Raw genomic sequence first — 16,828 nt, forward strand, 5'->3', positions numbered from 1 at the left:
ATGCTTCGCTTCCTGGCCCCGGCCCTCTTCCTCGTCGGCACCGGCATGGCCTTTGCCCAGACATCGGGCATTCCTCCCGAGGAGCTGACCAATACCCGCCGCCAGGCTGGCGACGCCATCAATGTCTGCGTGGATACCACCGGGCAGAGCCGCGCCTTCGACCTCGATGTGGCGCGGGCCATCGGCGATGCGCTTTTCCTTCAGGTCAATCCGATCGAGGGTTTTGGCGGTTTCCCCGTCAACGGCGATGGCTTCATCGATGAACTGACGCTGGCCATGAACAATACCTGCGACCTCTTCATGGGCGTGTCCGTCTCGACCGAGGCGCAGGTTTCCGAGGCATTCTCGATCACTCGCCCCTATGTGACCATTCCCTTCGTCCTCGCCGTAGCCAACCCGGATTGGCAGAAACTCGCCGACATTCCGCTGGATCAGCGTCTCGGCACCGCCATGGCCAGCATTGGCGAGATGACTTACATCACCTGGGCTCAGCAGCGCGCCAAGAGCGAGCGCTGGATCCGCCTGCCCTATGCCGATCCCAGCCTGATGGCGACGCGCGTGCTCGACGGCACCATTGCCGGCATGATCCTTTGGCAACCCGCTTTGGCCAAACTCCAGCAGGAGCGCACCGAGGCTCAGTCCCTGCGGATCATCGGCACCGACCCTGTCGCTGAAACCTCTATTCGAGTGGGCGCGCTCGTCTCGAGCCGCAACAGCTTCCTGCGCAACCAGGTCGACCAGGCAATCGATGCGCTGACTGCGGACGGCACGATCGACGCGTTACTCGAAAAGCACCATTATATGGGGCATGCCGGAGAATAATCCGCGTCAGCCATCAGGCCCGCAGATAGGGCAATATGGCCGAAGCCGTATTGGGGATGATCCCGGCGACGATAGCCGCGAATGTCAGCCCCAGGCCGATCGGAACCAGCCTTTCAAGACGCCGCTCGTGCTCTGGCAATGCAAGCTGCCAGAGCGCCCCGGCTACCAGGCCGGGCACGGGCAGGCAGTTCAGCACCACCGAGCCGACGGTGATGAGCTGGAACTGGTTGAGCACGTAGAGCGCGGCATAGCCCGCCGTGCGGGGCAGCATCAGCAGCAATGGCCGCAAGAAATCGGACAGCGGCACGAGTGCCAGCATTAGCGCCAGACCTAACACCAAGACCGCCAGCAGCCCGAAGCCGCCGAGGCGCATATCCTTGGGTTCGTAGCGTATCGGCCGAACCCAGCTCAGTGCGAACAGAGTGGCCGAGATAATGCCCCAGACCGAGACCTGGACGAACGGATTGAGCGTCAGCCGCTTCTCGTGGAACGGCCGAGCGTCGCCCATAAAACGCGCCAGCCCTGCCAGGATACAGCCCTGCAGTGACGCGAACAGCAGAACAGCTGCGATCCGCGTCACAATCTCGCTCAGGCTGAGCGCTCCAAGCAGAGCCATAGTCATCTTCTCCGAAAGCCGCCTACCCTCTATCGCGAGGAGAGCGTCGGCTCAACGGTCGCTATCCGACTAAACGCAGGTTGAAGGCTTTGCCGTCGACGTCGGGAATTGCCTGGCAGCGGCGCACGGTCGCGTACAGCCGAGGCAGCGTGGATTGGCCGTGCGAGGGTCGGCCGGTTTCGGTGGCGCGCACATCATTGAGTTCCGATCCATCGGACTCGCCTCACGCTGCACGCGCAAGCCGCCGCTCAAGGTCGGCAAACTCGTCGGAGGAGAGATTCGGCTTGGCAGCAAACTGCATGACGGCATTGAAAACCTCGACCGGTGCCGATTGCTTCATGCCGCCGAGCATCATGGCGCGCTCCTGAGGGCTGATCGCGGGGATCATGATGCGCATGAAGGCCATGTTCTTCTCGGGAGGCAGCGACCCGATGATGCGCATCTCGATCTCGAGCAGTTCCTGCTGGGTGAACAGGGACCAGAGGATCGGAGCGGTGACGGTCTCTTCCTCATGCATGTGTTCGAGGTCGTGACCGACGTAAAGAGCGAAGGCGATATAGAGACGGCGACCCGGTGCACCCCTGCGCATAGCCGGTGCGACTTCCACTGCCGCGATCATCCGCTCGAGATCAATGAAGGCAGCCCGGTGGTGATCGTGCTGGTCGTCGAGCTTGTCGGTCGATACGGCGCCCCGCGCATGAAGAGCGCTGTGGATGTGGTGGTCTTCATGTTCGACATGGGCCGCGGCCAGCGCAAGCAGCGCCCGCAGGTCGCCCAAGAGTTGCGTGGTGGCCGCATCATCGGAAAAGTCCGCGCGGCCAAGCCGGGCCAGAAGCTCGCATTGGGCGCGGCGCAGGCCCTTATGCACGATGCCGTAGATATCGTAGTTGCCGTCGAGATCGGGAATTTCGTTAGTAGCGTGGTGTTCGCTCATAGGAATGCTCCTGTCGCGCCGCCGGTGGCGCTGCGGAAGCCTTCCTAGTGAATGGGCGCGGCGACTCCTCCCTAAATCCTTGCTAACCGCCCCTCTCCTTTCCTAAAATTCTGCTATCGGCAATTGCCGTGGGGGCATTGGTGTGATCAGCGACGATGTAGCGGGCTTCATCGAAGGCCTGGTGATGGGCCTCGTCTCGACGCGCAACAGCGCCAATCGCGCATTCATCGCCCGAGCGTCTGGCGCTCGTTACCTATCGGCAACGGGCTTGATCGAGGTGCTGCTGAGCGCCGTTCAGTGGTCGGATGTGGCGCGCAATGCGCATGCTGGCGCCCCGATCGCGACGACGTTTGTCAGGCCGAACGATTACTGCGCATACCAGATCAAAGGCTGGATCGAAGATGTCGGGCCTGCGTCGGGCGAAGATATTGCCCGTGCTCAGCGCTATGTCGAACGCATGCTCGAACAGATGAGCGACCTCGGCGTCACCCGCATCCAGCTGTCCCACACGCTTACGGCGAGCGAACTCATGCGCATATCGTTCCGTCCGACCGACCTCTTCCTCCAGACGCCCGGACCGCGCGCTGGGCAGCGGCTGGAGCTGTCATGATCTCACTCAACAGCATCCGCGATAGCTTCGAGGGTGTCATTCCGTCCGTGATCGCCACAACCGACCCGGCCGGAATGCCCAATATCTCGTACTTGTCCCACGTCTATTACGTGGACGAACGGCATGTGGCGCTCTCCAACCAGTTCTTCTCCAAGACGGCAGCCAATGTCCGAAGCAGTGGTCTGGCGACCGTGATGGTGGTCGATGGCCGCTCGGGCGCTCAGCACATACTGGACCTTACTTTCCGGCACTCCGAGGAAAACGGGGAGCTCTTCGAGCGCGTTGCCTCGCACCTTGCGGTGATGAGTGCCAAGCAGGGCATGGCCAACGTCATGAAACTGCGCTCGATCGATATCTATCGTGTCGAGGACTGTCGCGCGATCATCCCTGTGGCGCCATTGGCTGAGGCGCCGGCTAGCTCGTCAAGTAGCCCTCGCCTGCCACTGGCAGCGAACCTAGCCAATGCGATTGCCTCTCAGGTCGATGCAGAGGCCATGCTCGACTGCGCTCTGGATGGTCTGCACAAGCAATTTGCCTTCCCCAACGTCATGATCCTCGTGCCCGATGACAGCGGCGAAAAACTGACGACCATTGCCAGTCGCGGATATGCTCGCTTCGGCATCGGCTCCGAGACGCCCATGGGCTCGGGCACGATCGGCATCGCTGCATCCACGCGGCGCCCGCTCCGCATCAGCGACATCAGGCGAGGCCAGCGATATGCCTCGGCTGTCCGGGCGGCATTCGAGGCTGAGGATCACACCCTCCGCAATCCGCTGCCAACGCTCGCCGAGCCTCTTAGCCAACTGGCAGTGCCGATGCTTTGCCGCGGTCGGCTCACGGGTGTTCTGTTCGTCGAGTCACCCAATAGTTTCGCATTTGGCCACGAGGATGAGGACGCGCTACTGCTCGTTGCCTCGCAGCTGGCGGTCGGCCTGACGCTGTCAGAACTGGAGCGGTTCGACTCGAGGCCTTCCGAGATCACGACGGCCAGTCCGGCCCAACCCAAACATACGAGCTTTGCCGTTCGCTATTTCAGCGCTGACGGCAGCATTTTCATCAACAATGAATATGTCATCCGGGGCGTGCCTGGCCGCCTGCTGTACACGTTGCTCAGGCAATACCTTGATACGAGGCGAAGCAGCTTCACGAACCGTGAGATACGGCGCGACACATCCCTCGGCCTGCCGGACTTCAAGGACAACCTCGAAACGCGCCTGATCCTGCTCAGGCGGCGGCTTGAGGAGAAAGCCGGTCCGGTTCGTATCAGCCGTCCCGAGCGCGGACATATCGAGCTCGTCGTCGAGGGGCTTCCAACGATCGAGTTGATGACCTAGCGCGGCATCGGCCGAATGAAGTGGTTCTCGCCCACCTGCAGCGTCTCCGGCTGTGGAAGCGCGGATTGGCGGCGGATGACGTCGATGTGGTTGAGCTCATCCTCGAACGGCGTCTGGTCGAAGCGGCGATCCGGATCGGGTACTGCCGAAAGCAGAAGGCGCGTATAGGGGTGCTGCGGGTTGCCGAGCACGCTTTCCATATCGCCCCACTCGACGATCTGACCGGCATACATAACCATGATCTCCTCGGCGACATAGCGCGCCGTTGCGATGTCGTGGGTGATGTAGAGCAAGGCGAGACCGAGCTGCGCCTTCATATCGTTGAGAAGATTGAGGATACCCAGGCGCACCGAGACGTCGAGCATAGATGTCGGCTCGTCGGCCACGATGACCTGCGGGTTGACCGCGAGCGCGCGGGCAATGCTGATGCGCTGACGCTGGCCACCGGACAACTCGTGCGGGTATTTGGCCATGACGAGCACTGGGTCAAGTTTCACGCGCGCCAGCAATTCCTCGATCATCGCCACCCGCTCGCTGCCGCTCAACCTGCCCTGATGCAGGCGAAGCGGGCGTTCGAGATGGTAGCGGATGGTGTGCGCCGGATTGAGTGAGGCAAATGGATCCTGAAAGACCATCTGCACCGAGGCACGATAGGCGGCGAGGCTCTTGCGGTCTGCCTTTCCGAGTGTGGCGCCGCGAAAGAGCAACCGGCCGTCATCTGGTTGATATTCGCGCATGATGAGCCGAGCGGCCGTGGTCTTTCCCGAGCCGGATTCTCCTACCAGCGCGAGCGTGCGACCCGGCCGGAGTGCGAATGAGACGGAGCGCGCTGCATAAACCGGATTCCCCGCGCTACCGAAGACCTTGGAGACGTTGTCGAGGGCCAGGATGGGTTCGCTCATGACCTGACCTCGCGGATCTGCTCGCCGTGAAGCTTGGGCATCGAGGCCCAGAGCCTGCGGGTGTAGTCGTGTTTGGGCGAACGATAGATGGTTTGGGCATCGTTCACCTCGACCAGTTCGCCCTCGAGCATGATGCCGATGCGATCGCTGACCTGAACCATGAGGCCGAGATCGTGCGTGATGAACAGCACCGAGAAACCCAGTTGCTTACGCAGCGTGTCGATGCGCTGCAGGATTTCGCGTTGCACGACCACGTCCAGTGCAGTGGTCGGCTCATCCATGATGAGAAGCTTTGGATTGAGCGCCAGGCAAATGGCGATGACGATGCGCTGCCGCATGCCGCCCGAGCATTGATGCGGGTAAGACGAGAGGCGGTCGGGCGAGATATCCACGAGCTTGAGAAGTTCTGCAGCGCGCTGCCGGGCGGCGGTGCGCGATATCGGCGTATGGGCGCGCAGCACGTCGTAGAACTGAGCTTCGATTGTAAGCACGGGGTTCAGCGAGTTCATCGCGCTCTGGAACACCATGGCGACCTCGCGCCAGCGGAAGCTGCGCAAAGCCTCCTCATCAAGCGCCAGCACGTCGCGGCCGCCAACCAGGATTTTGCTACCCGCGCGGATCAGCGCCGGCGGGCGGTGCAACCGGCTCACTGCAAAGGCGATGGTACTTTTGCCGCAGCCAGACTCACCGGCGAGGCCGAAGAACTCACCCGGCGCGATATCGAAACTGACGTTCTTTACGGCATGGAAGTCCTTCTGCGCGCCGATGTAGTCGATGTTGAGATTGCGGACCGAGAGGACGGGATCGCTCATAGCTTACCCTCCCCCAGACGCACCATTCGGGTCCAGCGATTGAGCATTCCGCCGGTACGCAGCCGCGGGTTGGCGATTTCGTCGATGGCGAAATTGATGAGGGCAAGGCTCAAGCCCAGCAGCGCCAACGCGAAGCACGGCGTCAGAAGATCCCACCAGGCACCAACCGAGAGCGCCGAGGCGTTCTGGGCATTGTAGAGCATGATGCCCCAGGACACCGTGTTCGGGTCTCCAAGGCCAAGGAATTCGAGCGTAGCCTCGGTGATGACGGCGAAGATGACGCTGCCGATGAAGTTGATGCCGACGATCGAGATAAGGTTCGGAAAAATCTCAAAGGCCATGATGCGCCAGGATGGCTCGCCCAACATCTCGGCCGACTTGACGAAATCGCGCTGGCGGATGGAGAGCGTCTCTGAACGCGTCACGCGCACGCCCCACGCCCAGGACGTAAGCGCGAGGATAACCGCGATCACCAGCGGGCTCGCCTGCCCGATGAAGGCCGCCAGAACCAGCAGCAGCGGCAGGTTGGGAACGACGAGCACCATGTTGGTGAAGAAGTTGATGATCTCGTCCACCACCCCGCCCTTGTAGCCGGCGATGATGCCGAGAACGGTGCCGATAATGGTGATCATGAGGCCGGCGCCGAAGCCGACGGCCAGCGAAATGCGCGCGCCATGGACAAGGCGCGAGAACACGTCGTGTCCCAGTCGCGTCGTTCCCAGCCAATGCTCCAAGGATGGCGGCTGGTGTGGGCGGCCGACGCGCTTGACCGGGCTGTATTCCGTAAGCAGCGGCGCGAAGACGGCAACCAGGATGATGAGGATCAGGATCGTGAGGCCGACAACGGCCTTCTTGTTGTTGAGCAATTGCCTCAAGAGCGTCATCGGTCAGGCCTTCTTGAGACGAGGGTCGAGCACGACGTAGCTCAGGTCGACCGCGAAGTTGGAGATGAGCATGGCGGCGGTCATGATCAACAGTTGTCCCTGAATAACGGGATAATCACGCGCGATGATCGCCTGATAGAGCGTGTTGCCGAGGCCCGGATAGTTGAAGACCACCTCCGTGACGAGCGAGCCGCCGAGCACCGTACCAATGGCGATGGCGAGGCTCGAAACCGTCGGCAGAAGCGCATTGCGTGCTGCATACCAGAACATCACCCGACGATCGGAGAGCCCCTTGGCGCGGCCCATCACGATGTAGTCCTCGCCGAGGAGGTTGATCATGTTGTTGCGCATGGTCACGGCGAAGCCGCCGGTGAGCACAATGACCATGGTCAGCATCGGAAGCGTGCCGTGATAAATCACGCTCGATATGTATTGCCAGCTCCAGGCGGGATCGAGCAGCGGATCTGCAGCATAGCCGTTGGGGAACCAGCCGAGCGTGTAGCCAAAAACGAAGAGCATTATCAACGACACGACCACGGCCGGGACTGAGCTCGAAAAGATGGCGGAGAGCGAGACCACCGAGTCGAAAAGTGTCCCGCGGCGCCACGCGGCCATGATGCCCATGGTCGTGCCGATGGTGAACGCGACGAGCGTAGCGATGCCAACCAGGCCCACCGTCCAGACAAGCGCTCGGGCGAGGAGTTCGGTGACGGGAAGCGGGAAATACTTGATCGAACGGCCGAGATCGCCGGTGAAGACGCTCTTGAGATAGGCGAGATATTGCTCGCCGATCGGAGCGTCGATGAAGCCGAAGGTCAGCTTGAGTGCGTTGAGATTTTCAAGTGATAGCTCGGAGCCGGCGCTGGCGAACATGATCTGGATCGGATCGCCCGGCATCATGCGCGGAAGGAAGAAGTTGATCGTGGCCGCAGCCAGGAACGCGGCGATATAGAACGAGAGTCGCCGCAGCAGAAAGGCCATGGTCTTTTCCTTCCTCGAACCCGCGCGAGCGGGAGAGAGGCGCGCCGACTGGGCGCGCCCCTGACTTGGTCACATCAGACTTACTGGGACACCGGGCGGAGCGCCAGAAGCTGGATCAGGCGGCCCGGATTGGCGTTCGAGACAACTGGCGAGATGAACGGGTTTTCCGCATCGGCCCAACCGGTGAAGCGCTTGGTGTTGTACTCGTAGAAGGACGGGCTGTTGTAGACCGGGATCAGCGGCAGCGCCTCGGCCACGATCATCTGCGCCTTGTCCATGAGCACCTTCTGCTCGGCAGGATCCTTGACCTGGGTGTACTTGCCCAGGAGGTCCATCACCTCGGCATTATCCCAATGCGGTGCGGTAAAGCGGCTCTTGCCGAAATCGCCCGGGTTGAACGAGCGGATGTACGGGAAGTACGGGTTGGCGGCGGCGGCCAGGGCGTTAAGCGTCATCGAATACTTGCCGTCGATGAGGTCCTGCGTCCACACGGCCGCTTCCGGGGTGCTCATCTTGACGTTGATGCCGGCTTCCTGGAGCGTTTCCATCGAGATCTGGACGGCATCGATCCAGTCGGTCCAGCCGTTCGGGACCTCGATATCGATTGCGATCGGCGTTCCGTCCGGATTGTCGCGGAAACCGTCGCCATTGGCGTCGACATAGCCCGAGCTATCGAGCAGCGCGATGCCGGCGTCTTTGTCGAACTTGCCGTACTGGCCGAACTGCGTCGCGACTTCAGGATTGGCGAAAGCCTTGTAGAGCTCGCCCAGTCCCGACGGGTCTTCATTGACCAGCGGATAGCCGTAGCCAGCGATGTCGACGATCGTCTGACGATCGATCAGCATGCTGAGCGCGCGGCGGAAGTTGACGTCGTTGAACGCCTTGCGATTGTTTTCGTCTGGCGTTGTCATCGAGAGCTGGAACGAGACCAGGCTCGAGGGCGTGAACCAGTACTTGTGATGCTCCGGGTCCTTGGCGACGAACGTGTTGTCGATGTCAGGAATGAAGCTCGTGGCCCAATCCAGCGAACCTTCGGCGAGTGCGGCTAGCACCTGCGGGTTATCGGCAAGCTGCGGCAGGCGCATGCAGTCGATGGCAAGGTTGGTGGCATCCCAGTAGTTCGGGTTGCGGCACTGCTCGTAAACCTGCGGCGTGAAGCGGGTGATTTCCGTCAGCGGGCCCGAGCCCACCGGGTTCTCGTTGGCGAAGGTGACGGGGTCGTCGATCTTGGACCAGATGTGCGCGGGCACGATCGGCATGCTGACGATGGTATTGGCGATCAGCGAGTTGGGTTCGTTCAGGTTGAAACGAACCGTCGTGTCGTCGACCTTCTCGACCGAAGCCAGTTGCGCCGAGATGGAGATGAAGTCGAGCGCCGGGAACTTCTTGATGTAGTCATACGTGAAGACGACATCGTCAGCCGTCAGCGGCTCGCCATCAGACCACTTGAAGCCGTCGCGCAGCTTGAAGGTGATCGACTTGAGGTCGTCTGCCAGCTCAAAGCTCTCGGCGAGACGGAAATGCGGCTCGTTGCCCTTGAGGCGGTTGAAGACGACCAGCGGCTCATAGATGAAATCGAGCGTGGTGAAGCGCGCCGACGTCTGCCCGAAGGGGTTGAAGTTGCGGACCCAGGTGGTGGTCTGCTCGGCACTGACGGTCAGAACTGTCTGTGCGGCTGCTGGCGCCGCGATACCCAGAACCGCGGCCGAAACGGCAGCGATCAGCGTGGTTCTCAGCATTCGTGTTCTCCTTTGCTGCGGCTTCGTTCAGGCGAAGCCGTTCTCCCTGAAAATCTGTTCGACCTCGTCATGGACGGCTTTGACGTCCACGCGTCTGTTTCCGCGGCGCGCCTCGGCGCGGGCAATGCGTGCCAGGCTCGCGCTCGATAGCGGGCTAGCCGCCTTGGCGGCGGCCTCGCTGGCAGCGAGATCGCCCTGGCTATGAAGCGCGATGTCGTAGCCTGCATCGAGCGCGGCCCTCACCCGCTCTGGCCACGTGCCCTTAAGCGCCTCCATAGTGAGGCAATCGGTGATGAGAACGCCATCGAAACCGATGTCGCGGCGGATCAATTCGCACACGATCGGCGAAACAGAAGCCGGCCGCTCCGGGTCGACCTGCGTGAAGATGAGGTGCGCGACCATCGCCCAAGGCGCATCCTTGAGCGCCGCGAAGGGTCGGAAATCCGTCGCGCGCATTTCCGCGACTGTCGCGTCGACGACGGGGCAATCGAAATGGGGGTCGACCGAGACACGCCCATAGCCTGGAATATGCTTCATGATCGGCATTTCGCCCACTTCCAGCATTGCTTCGATCACTTCGCGCGCCATGGCGATGACAAGGTCCGGGTCGTCCCCGAAGGAGCGCTGGCCGATGACGTCATGCGTGCCCTTGCGGGCAAGATCGACCACAGGCGTTGTACCGCTGCCGATGGTGAGGTCGGCCATCATGGAGGCCATGGCCAGCGTTGAAAGCCGCATGGCGCGCTTGCCGAGCTCGAGGTCCTTGCGCGCCAGCGCGCCGAAGCTGCCCAGGCTGCGAAAGAGTGGCCAATTGCCATTGTCGAGCCGCTGCACGCGGCCGCCTTCCTGGTCGATGTAGACCGGCGCATCCTCGCGCCCTACCGCCTCGCGGAACTGAGCGCAGAGGCGCCTGATCTGCTCGGGGCTGTCGAGATTGCGCTTGAACAGAAAGAGGCCGAAGGGATTGGCTTCCCGGAAAAAGGCAACTTCCGAGGCAGAGAGTTCCAAACCCGGCATGCCGACAAAAAGGGCGAGTGGCGCGCTCGGCATGGTCAGGTCGCAGGTTCCGACTTGACGGGCAGGATAACCAGCCGGGCGGCATGAGGGGCAAGCGGGCGCATACCCTGCCCTAACTCAAAATACGCGCCAGCACCGCGACCCAGTTTCCAGATTTTTTCCTCCCCGAACAAGCCACGATAGCCCTCCGGGGCCGTCCGCTGTGCTCATCCAAATGCAACTGGAATGCTAGAAGTAGCTATTCCGACTGTCAACGAAGCTTGGAATATTATATTCCGAATTCGTCGAGGGGGATTTTCTCGTTGCGCGGGATGCCCTTGGCCAGCAAATGAGGCGACTTTTCCTGTTCAGGAAGCAAGCATGTCCATTCTGAAGATACTTGGCGCCCAACTGGATTCGATGACTCCGGCCGACCGACAGATCGCGCAGTTCATCATCGACGATCCCGAGCGAATGCTCGTTCTTTCCTCCGCGGCGCTGGCGCAGGAAACCGGCCGCAGTCAGTCGAGCGTTGTCAAATTCAGCCAGAAGCTCGGTTATGCTGGCTACCAGCAGCTCAAGCTGGCGGTGAACAAGGCCAAGGCGCTCGAACTGCAGCCGCCTCATGGCGTCATCCACGGTTCGATCGAAGGCAGCGACAACTATACGATCATCCAGCAGAAGCTCATCGGCAGCAAATTGCTTTCCTTGCGCGAGACCGCCGCTGCAAATACCGAGGAGGCGATCGATTCCGTCCTGGATGCCCTGGTTGGCGCCCACAAGATTCTGCTCACCGGCATTGGCGCCTCTTCTCTGGTTGCGAAGGACTTTTCCTATAAGCTCCTCAAGCTGGGTCGGATGGTTCTCCTCGACAGCGATAGCCACATCCAGATTTCAAACGCTTCAGCTCTCGATGCGTCCGACGTCGTGATGGCCCTGTCCCAGTCCGGCCGAAGCACCGAAACCCTGCGCATCACAGAACTCGCCAAGCAGCGCGGTGCGACGATCATCACCGTGACCGGCCTCAAGCCCAATCCCCTCCGCGATCTCGCCGATATATGCCTGTTCACGGTTGGCGATGAAGAGCGCGTTCGCTCCTCGGCGATCACCTCCCGCGACGCACAGCTCATGCTGATGGATATGCTTTTCATCCTGCTGCTGCGGCGCCAGGCGGACGCGCATGACTACATTCATCGCAGCGAAGTGGCCGTGACGGTTCTCAAGACATGAGCACGAGCTAGCCGCCTCGTTCATCACCGGATTTTCCCTGCTGCGCCCTATTCGCATTGACAACTCAATCGGACCGTGAGAGCAATTTAAAACGTTTGTAATTTCTCGCGATGGGACCCCGTGGCAGTAGAAGGCGCACGCACGCTCAAAGAGCTGGCCGACCGGCTCGGGATCTCGGTTACCACCGTGTCCCGCGCGCTTGCCGGCCATGAGCAGATCGCCAAGAAGACACGCCTCAGGGTCGCTGAAGCCGCCCGCGAGATTGGTTATGTGCCCAACGCCGCGGCGCGGCAGCTTGTTTCCGGCCGCAGCGGGTTCGTGGGTTTCGTCCTGCCCATCCGCGATGCCACTCTGGTCGACTCTTACCTAGGCGAATTCATCACCGGTCTCGGTGAAGGCCTGGTTCAGCATGGCGTCGATCTGCTGCTGGCAACGGCGCAAAAGGGGCAATCGGAAATCTCCGTGCTCAGGCACGTCGTGGAATCCGGGCGCGCAGATGGCGTCGTCATCCCCCGCGTCGAGATTGCTGACCAGCGCGTTGCCTACCTTATGGAACGCGGTTTTCCCTTTGTTGCCCACGGACGTCTGCTCGACTCGCAAGGCGAATACAGCTGGCTCGATGCCGATGGTGAAAGCGCCTTCGGGGAAGCGTTCGAGCTGCTCTATGCCCACGGCCACCGCCATTTCGGCCTGCTGACCGTTTCCGAGCTTCTCACCTTCCGTTTCAACCGCGAGAACGGGCTGGCACGGGCCATTGCGCGTCGCGGTGACCCGGATGTGCGGCTCGATATCGTCAGCGCCCCTCGCTTCGACCGAAAGGCACGCTCGTCTGCCATTCGTGGCCTGCTCAACGCCGATCAGCGTCCGACAGCTATCATCGCACTCTTCGACGAGCTGGCTATTTCCATCATGGAAGAGGCCGAGCAGGCGGGGCTTTCCGTGCCCAATGACCTCTCGGTCGTCGGGTATGACAACATCGTCGCCGCAGAATATGCCCGGCCGGGTCTGACGACGTTCGACGCTCATGCGCGCACCAGCGCGACCACGATTGCGCACATGCTCATGGACCAGATCGAGGGCAAATCCGACACGCCACGGACCACGCTGATCCGCCCTGAACTCATCCCGCGCGGGAGCCATGCGCACGCGCCGAAAACCTGAAGTTTGACCAGGCGCCTCGGGAGGGTGCCGGCCTAGAGCCAAAGAGGATAGCGCGAACGAAACCAGCGGGCGCGCACTGGAGAAATAGATGCCTTTAGTCAACTACGTCGATCACCGCGGTAACAGCACGCCGATCGATGTTCCCGCCAACGACAGCGTCATGGAAGGCGCTATCGCCAATGGCGTGGAGGGGATCGTCGCCGAGTGCGGCGGTTCGGCGATGTGCGCCACCTGCCACGTCTATGTGCGGGAAGAATTCCTGGCCCTGCTGCCGCCAATGGGCGAGGTCGAGGACACCATGCTCGACCTCACGGCCAGCGAGCGCCGCGACAACAGCCGCCTGAGCTGCCAGATCCGCATGAGCGACGCGCTCGATGGCCTGACCGTCGAGATGCCGGAGGCGCAGACCTGATGGAAACCACCGTCATCATCGGGGCAAGCCATGGTGGCGTCCAGGTCGCGGCGTCGCTGCGCGAAATGAACTATTCCGGCCGCATCATTCTGGCGGCGGAAGAGCCCCACCTGCCCTATCATCGCCCGCCGCTCTCCAAGGCGCTGCTCGACCCGGCGCAGCCCGACGGGCTGATGCTGCGGCCGAGCGCCTTTTACGAGCAGAAGGACATCACGCTTCGCCTCGGCAAGCGTGTCGATGCCATCGATCTCGACAAGCATGTCGTGCGGTTCGGAAGCGAAGAGGCCATCGGCTTCGACCACCTGGTGCTGGCGACCGGTGCGCGGGCGCGCATTCCACAGATCGAGGGGATCAACCTTCGCAACGTGCTGACGCTGCGCACCCTTCCTGATGCGAAATCGCTTGCCGCGAGCCTCACCGACGCTCAGGACGTGGTCGTTCTGGGCGCCGGCATGATCGGCCTGGAGTTTGCCGCCGTGGCGGCGCGCACCGGCCGCCGGACCACTGTTATCGATGCCACCTCGCGGCCGCTGCTGCGCGGGTTGTCGCCGGAAATGGCCCAGCATCTCCAGCAGATGCACGAGGCCAATGGCGTGCGTTTCATCTTCGATGACGGCATTACCGCTATCGAGGGCAATGAGGCCGTGACGGCGGTGATGACGAAGTCGGGTCAGCGCATCAACGCCGACCTCGTGCTTGTTGCCGTTGGCGTGGTGCCGAATGTCGAGCTGGCGGTTGCCGCCGGCATCGAGGCCGATAACGGCATCGTCGTCGACACGCACCTGCAGACCTCTCACGAGGGCATCTATGCCATCGGCGATTGCGCGGCCTTTCCTGCAAACGGTGGCAATCGCCTGCGGATCGAATCCGTGCAGAACGCCACCGACCATGCGCGCACCGTTGCGGCGAGCATTGTCGGCAAGCGGCAGCCCTTCAACAAGGTGCCTTGGTTCTGGAGCGACCAGTACGACGCCAAGCTCCAGATCGCCGGACTCTGGAACGGCTACGACCAGGCTATCCTGCGCCCGTCCGGCAATGACGGCAGCTTCGCCTATTACCTTTTCGCCAATGACAAGCTTTTGTGCGTCGAGGCGATCAACGCACCGGGCGACCACGTCGCGGCGCGAAAGATCCTCAGCGATGGCCTCGACCTGCGGCCCGAGCATCTCGCCGATCCGCGCTTCGATCCGAAGCTTTTCATGCGGCAACAGCCCTCACATTCCTGAGTACAAGGATTTCATGGAATGAGAATTCAAGACCTGCGGCCCATCGACTGCGACATGCATCCGGTCGTGCCCAATATTCGCGCGCTGGTGCCGTTTCTTGCCAAGAACTGGGCTGCTTCGGTCAACGATCGCGGCATCGAGGGCTTCGACTCCATCTCCTATCCGCCCAACGCGCCGATCTCCGCCCGGCCCGATTGGCGCCCAGACGGCAAGGGGCTACCCACGAGCGTCGACGACTATCGCCACCACGTGCTGAATCGCTGGGACGTGCAATACGCCATCGGCAACTGCCTTTATGGCGCACATCTCGCCCTGAGCGAAGATATTGGCGTAGCCATGGCCTCGGCGGTCAATGACTGGATGGTCGCGACCTGGCTCGATGCCGAGCCGCGGATGCGCGCTTCGATTGTCGTCGCGCCGCAGAACCCCGAGCGTGCCGCCGCCGAAATCGACCGCTGCGCACCCGACAAGCGCTTCGTGCAGGTGCTCCTGCCCGCCATGGTCGAGGCGCCGCTGGGTCGCCGCCAGTATTGGCCGATCTATGCGGCCGCCGAGCGCCACGGGCTGCCCGTGGGCATCCATGCCGGCAGCAGCTATCGCCACCCGGTCACGCCGGTCGGCTGGCCGAGCTATTACGTCGAGGACTATGCCAGCCAGTCCTACGCCTTCCAGGGCCAGCTCGGCAGCCTCATCGCCGAAGGCGTGTTCAACAAGTTCCCCGGCCTCAAGGTGGTGCTGCTGGAATCCGGCGTCTCCTGGCTGATCCCGTTCCTGTGGCGCATGACCAAGTTCTGGCGCGGCACGCGCAGCGAAGTGCCCTGGGTGACGCGTCCACCGATCGAGATTGCGCGCGATCACGTCCGGCTCTCCATCCAGCCGTTCGATGCACCGGACGATCCTGCTATCGTCGGCCGGATCATCGAGCACATGCAGAGCGACGCCATGCTGCTCTTTGCCAGCGACTATCCGCATTTCCAGTACGAGGATGATGCCGTGCTGCCGCCGGGGCTCTCGGACGACTTCACGCGACGCCTGGCGCACGACAATCCGCTCGAGACCTATCCGCGCCTCAAGGAGGTCCAGTCATGACCGACGCACCCGCCAAGCCGATCGAGAACGATGGCGTCATCGACTGCGATATCCACCCGGCCATCCGCTCGTTCGAGGACCTCAAGCCTTATCTGAGCAAGCACTGGTGGGATTATTACTCCACCTATGGCCTGCGTTCGCGCCAGGGTTTCGTCAAAGGCACGCCCTACCCCAAGATCGCGCCTTCGGCGATGCGCCGCGATGCCTGGCCCGAGACCGGCCTGCCGGGCAGCGACTTGAAGCTCATGCAGACCCAGCACCTGGATGCCCACAACATCCAGCTCGGTGTGCTCAACCCGCTCAATCCCTCGGGCGGCGACCTCAACGTCGATTTCAGCGCGGCGCTCTGCTCGGCCACCAATGACTGGCTGCTCGAGACGTTTACGCGCAAGGAAAAGCGGCTCAAGGCCTCCATCATGGTGGCCTACGAGGATGGCGCTTCCGCCGCCGCGGAAATCCATCGCCGCGCGCCCGAAAAGGACTTCGTGCAGGTGCTGCTGCTCAGTCGCACCAGCGAGCCGCTGGGCAAGCGCCGCTACTGGCCGATCTTCGAGGCGGCCTCCCAGCACAACCTGCCGGTCGCCGTGCACGTCTTCGGCTATAGCGGCCACCCGGCGACCAATAGCGGGCATCCCTCCTTCTATCTCGAAGAAGGCGCGGCCCATCCCGCCGGCATCCAGGCGTCCATCGCCAGTCTCATCTTCGAAGGTGCGTTCGAGCGCTATCCGAACTTCCGCCTGCTGGTGATCGAGGCCGGTTTTGCCTGGCTTCCGGCCTTCTCTTGGCGGCTCGACAAGCTCTGGAACCGGATGCGCGGCGAAGTTCCGCATGTGAAGCGTCCGCCCTCCGAATACATTAAGGAGCGCATCTGGATCACCACGCAGCCGATGGAGGAATCTCCCCGGCCGCACCAGGTGGTCGAGATCATGGACTATATCGGCTGGGACCGGCTGATGTTCGCAAGTGACTATCCGCATTGGGATTTCGACGATCCGAAATTCGGCCTGCCACCGTCTCTCGGCGCCGAGCAGCGTGCGATGGTGCGCTATCGCAATGCCCAAGCGCTCTACGGACTTTAAG

At 62.1% G+C, this 16,828-nt stretch carries 17 protein-coding genes; 9 read left to right on the forward strand and 8 right to left on the reverse strand.

What is annotated here, in order from left to right; translation table 11 throughout:
* Complete coding sequence (locus JNE37_RS19610; protein WP_203064491.1) at nt 1-822, forward strand: substrate-binding periplasmic protein; 822 nt, start codon at nt 1-3, stop codon at nt 820-822.
* 13 nt (nt 823-835) lie between these two features.
* Here JNE37_RS19610 and JNE37_RS19615 read toward each other — a convergent pair whose 3' ends face one another.
* The gene (locus tag JNE37_RS19615; RefSeq protein WP_203064492.1) at nt 836-1,438 is read right to left on the reverse strand and encodes a zinc metalloprotease; all 603 of its coding nucleotides are present in this window, start codon (nt 1,436-1,438) and stop codon (nt 836-838) included.
* A gap of 223 nt (nt 1,439-1,661) precedes the next feature.
* Nucleotides 1,662-2,372, reverse strand: a complete 711-nt coding sequence (locus tag JNE37_RS19620; protein ID WP_203064494.1) for a hemerythrin domain-containing protein — start codon at nt 2,370-2,372, stop codon at nt 1,662-1,664.
* Between the two features lie 142 nt (nt 2,373-2,514).
* On the opposite strand from JNE37_RS19620, the gene JNE37_RS19625 reads away from it, so the two are divergent.
* Nucleotides 2,515-2,982 carry a hypothetical protein gene (locus JNE37_RS19625; protein WP_035038717.1) on the forward strand — a complete coding sequence of 156 codons (468 nt, stop codon included), beginning with the start codon at nt 2,515-2,517 and terminating at the stop codon, nt 2,980-2,982.
* Nucleotides 2,979-4,316: a GAF domain-containing protein gene (locus JNE37_RS19630; protein ID WP_203064496.1), complete on the forward strand. Its 1,338-nt coding sequence runs from the start codon at nt 2,979-2,981 to the stop codon at nt 4,314-4,316. The genes JNE37_RS19625 and JNE37_RS19630 overlap by 4 nt, the downstream gene beginning before the upstream one ends.
* On the opposite strand, the gene JNE37_RS19635 is transcribed toward JNE37_RS19630, so the two are convergent.
* From JNE37_RS19635 to JNE37_RS19660, 6 genes are all read right to left on the reverse strand, one after another.
* The gene (locus JNE37_RS19635; RefSeq protein ID WP_203064498.1) at nt 4,313-5,218 is read right to left on the reverse strand and encodes an ABC transporter ATP-binding protein; all 906 of its coding nucleotides are present in this window, start codon (nt 5,216-5,218) and stop codon (nt 4,313-4,315) included. The genes JNE37_RS19630 and JNE37_RS19635 overlap by 4 nt on opposite strands.
* On the reverse strand, nt 5,215-6,030 hold the full coding sequence (locus JNE37_RS19640; protein ID WP_203064499.1) for an ABC transporter ATP-binding protein: 816 nt from the start codon (nt 6,028-6,030) through the stop codon (nt 5,215-5,217). The genes JNE37_RS19635 and JNE37_RS19640 overlap by 4 nt, the downstream gene beginning before the upstream one ends.
* A complete protein-coding gene (locus JNE37_RS19645; RefSeq protein ID WP_203066438.1) occupies nt 6,027-6,905 on the reverse strand; it encodes an ABC transporter permease in 879 nt (292 codons plus the stop codon). Before JNE37_RS19645 ends, JNE37_RS19640 begins: the two co-directional genes overlap by 4 nt.
* Nucleotides 6,906-6,917: 12 nt before the next feature.
* Nucleotides 6,918-7,895, reverse strand: coding sequence for an ABC transporter permease (locus tag JNE37_RS19650; protein ID WP_035093814.1), 978 nt, complete (start codon nt 7,893-7,895; stop codon nt 6,918-6,920).
* Between the two features lie 80 nt (nt 7,896-7,975).
* Nucleotides 7,976-9,634, reverse strand: coding sequence for an ABC transporter substrate-binding protein (locus JNE37_RS19655; protein ID WP_379125332.1), 1,659 nt, complete (start codon nt 9,632-9,634; stop codon nt 7,976-7,978).
* A gap of 27 nt (nt 9,635-9,661) precedes the next feature.
* The gene (locus JNE37_RS19660) at nt 9,662-10,684 is read right to left on the reverse strand and encodes a glycoside hydrolase family 3 N-terminal domain-containing protein (RefSeq protein ID WP_203064500.1); all 1,023 of its coding nucleotides are present in this window, start codon (nt 10,682-10,684) and stop codon (nt 9,662-9,664) included.
* A 327-nt stretch (nt 10,685-11,011) separates the two neighbouring features.
* Here JNE37_RS19660 and JNE37_RS19665 point away from each other — a divergent pair, with 327 nt between their 5' ends.
* The 6 genes from JNE37_RS19665 to JNE37_RS19690 all read left to right on the forward strand — a co-directional run bounded on the left by JNE37_RS19665 (nt 11,012) and on the right by JNE37_RS19690 (nt 16,827).
* Nucleotides 11,012-11,860, forward strand: coding sequence for a MurR/RpiR family transcriptional regulator (locus tag JNE37_RS19665; protein WP_203064501.1), 849 nt, complete (start codon nt 11,012-11,014; stop codon nt 11,858-11,860).
* A gap of 120 nt (nt 11,861-11,980) precedes the next feature.
* A complete protein-coding gene (locus JNE37_RS19670; RefSeq protein WP_035093811.1) occupies nt 11,981-13,021 on the forward strand; it encodes a LacI family DNA-binding transcriptional regulator in 1,041 nt (346 codons plus the stop codon).
* Nucleotides 13,022-13,109: 88 nt separating this feature from the next.
* Nucleotides 13,110-13,433 (forward strand): 2Fe-2S iron-sulfur cluster-binding protein, encoded by a 324-nt coding sequence (locus JNE37_RS19675; RefSeq protein WP_203064502.1) that lies wholly within the window; start codon nt 13,110-13,112, stop codon nt 13,431-13,433.
* Entirely contained in the window at nt 13,433-14,659 is a 1,227-nt protein-coding gene (locus JNE37_RS19680) for an NAD(P)/FAD-dependent oxidoreductase (RefSeq protein ID WP_203064503.1), read from the forward strand. Before JNE37_RS19675 ends, JNE37_RS19680 begins: the two co-directional genes overlap by 1 nt.
* A gap of 18 nt (nt 14,660-14,677) precedes the next feature.
* Nucleotides 14,678-15,748, forward strand: coding sequence for an amidohydrolase family protein (locus JNE37_RS19685; protein WP_203064504.1), 1,071 nt, complete (start codon nt 14,678-14,680; stop codon nt 15,746-15,748).
* A complete protein-coding gene (locus tag JNE37_RS19690; RefSeq protein WP_203064506.1) occupies nt 15,745-16,827 on the forward strand; it encodes an amidohydrolase family protein in 1,083 nt (360 codons plus the stop codon). The genes JNE37_RS19685 and JNE37_RS19690 overlap by 4 nt, the downstream gene beginning before the upstream one ends.
* The last annotated feature ends 1 nt before the right edge of the window (nt 16,828 follow it).

The organism is Paradevosia shaoguanensis, from assembly GCF_016801025.1.
Taxonomy (GTDB): Bacteria; Pseudomonadota; Alphaproteobacteria; order Rhizobiales; family Devosiaceae; genus Paradevosia; species Paradevosia shaoguanensis.

Bases quoted from the DNA above. Each gene is read 5' to 3' on its own strand.
- JNE37_RS19610 (WP_203064491.1), top strand. From the start codon at position 1: ATGCTTCGCTTCCTGGCCCCGGCCCTCTTCCTCGTCGGCACCGGCATG.
- JNE37_RS19615 (WP_203064492.1), bottom strand. From the start codon at position 1,438: ATGGCTCTGCTTGGAGCGCTCAGCCTGAGCGAGATTGTGACGCGGATC.
- JNE37_RS19620 (WP_203064494.1), bottom strand. From the start codon at position 2,372: ATGAGCGAACACCACGCTACTAACGAAATTCCCGATCTCGACGGCAAC.
- JNE37_RS19630 (WP_203064496.1), top strand. From the start codon at position 2,979: ATGATCTCACTCAACAGCATCCGCGATAGCTTCGAGGGTGTCATTCCG.
- JNE37_RS19635 (WP_203064498.1), bottom strand. From the start codon at position 5,218: ATGAGCGAACCCATCCTGGCCCTCGACAACGTCTCCAAGGTCTTCGGT.
- JNE37_RS19640 (WP_203064499.1), bottom strand. From the start codon at position 6,030: ATGAGCGATCCCGTCCTCTCGGTCCGCAATCTCAACATCGACTACATC.
- JNE37_RS19650 (WP_035093814.1), bottom strand. From the start codon at position 7,895: ATGGCCTTTCTGCTGCGGCGACTCTCGTTCTATATCGCCGCGTTCCTG.
- JNE37_RS19655 (WP_379125332.1), bottom strand. From the start codon at position 9,634: ATGCTGAGAACCACGCTGATCGCTGCCGTTTCGGCCGCGGTTCTGGGT.
- JNE37_RS19660 (WP_203064500.1), bottom strand. From the start codon at position 10,684: ATGCCGAGCGCGCCACTCGCCCTTTTTGTCGGCATGCCGGGTTTGGAA.
- JNE37_RS19665 (WP_203064501.1), top strand. From the start codon at position 11,012: ATGTCCATTCTGAAGATACTTGGCGCCCAACTGGATTCGATGACTCCG.
- JNE37_RS19675 (WP_203064502.1), top strand. From the start codon at position 13,110: ATGCCTTTAGTCAACTACGTCGATCACCGCGGTAACAGCACGCCGATC.
- JNE37_RS19680 (WP_203064503.1), top strand. From the start codon at position 13,433: ATGGAAACCACCGTCATCATCGGGGCAAGCCATGGTGGCGTCCAGGTC.
- JNE37_RS19685 (WP_203064504.1), top strand. From the start codon at position 14,678: ATGAGAATTCAAGACCTGCGGCCCATCGACTGCGACATGCATCCGGTC.
- JNE37_RS19690 (WP_203064506.1), top strand. From the start codon at position 15,745: ATGACCGACGCACCCGCCAAGCCGATCGAGAACGATGGCGTCATCGAC.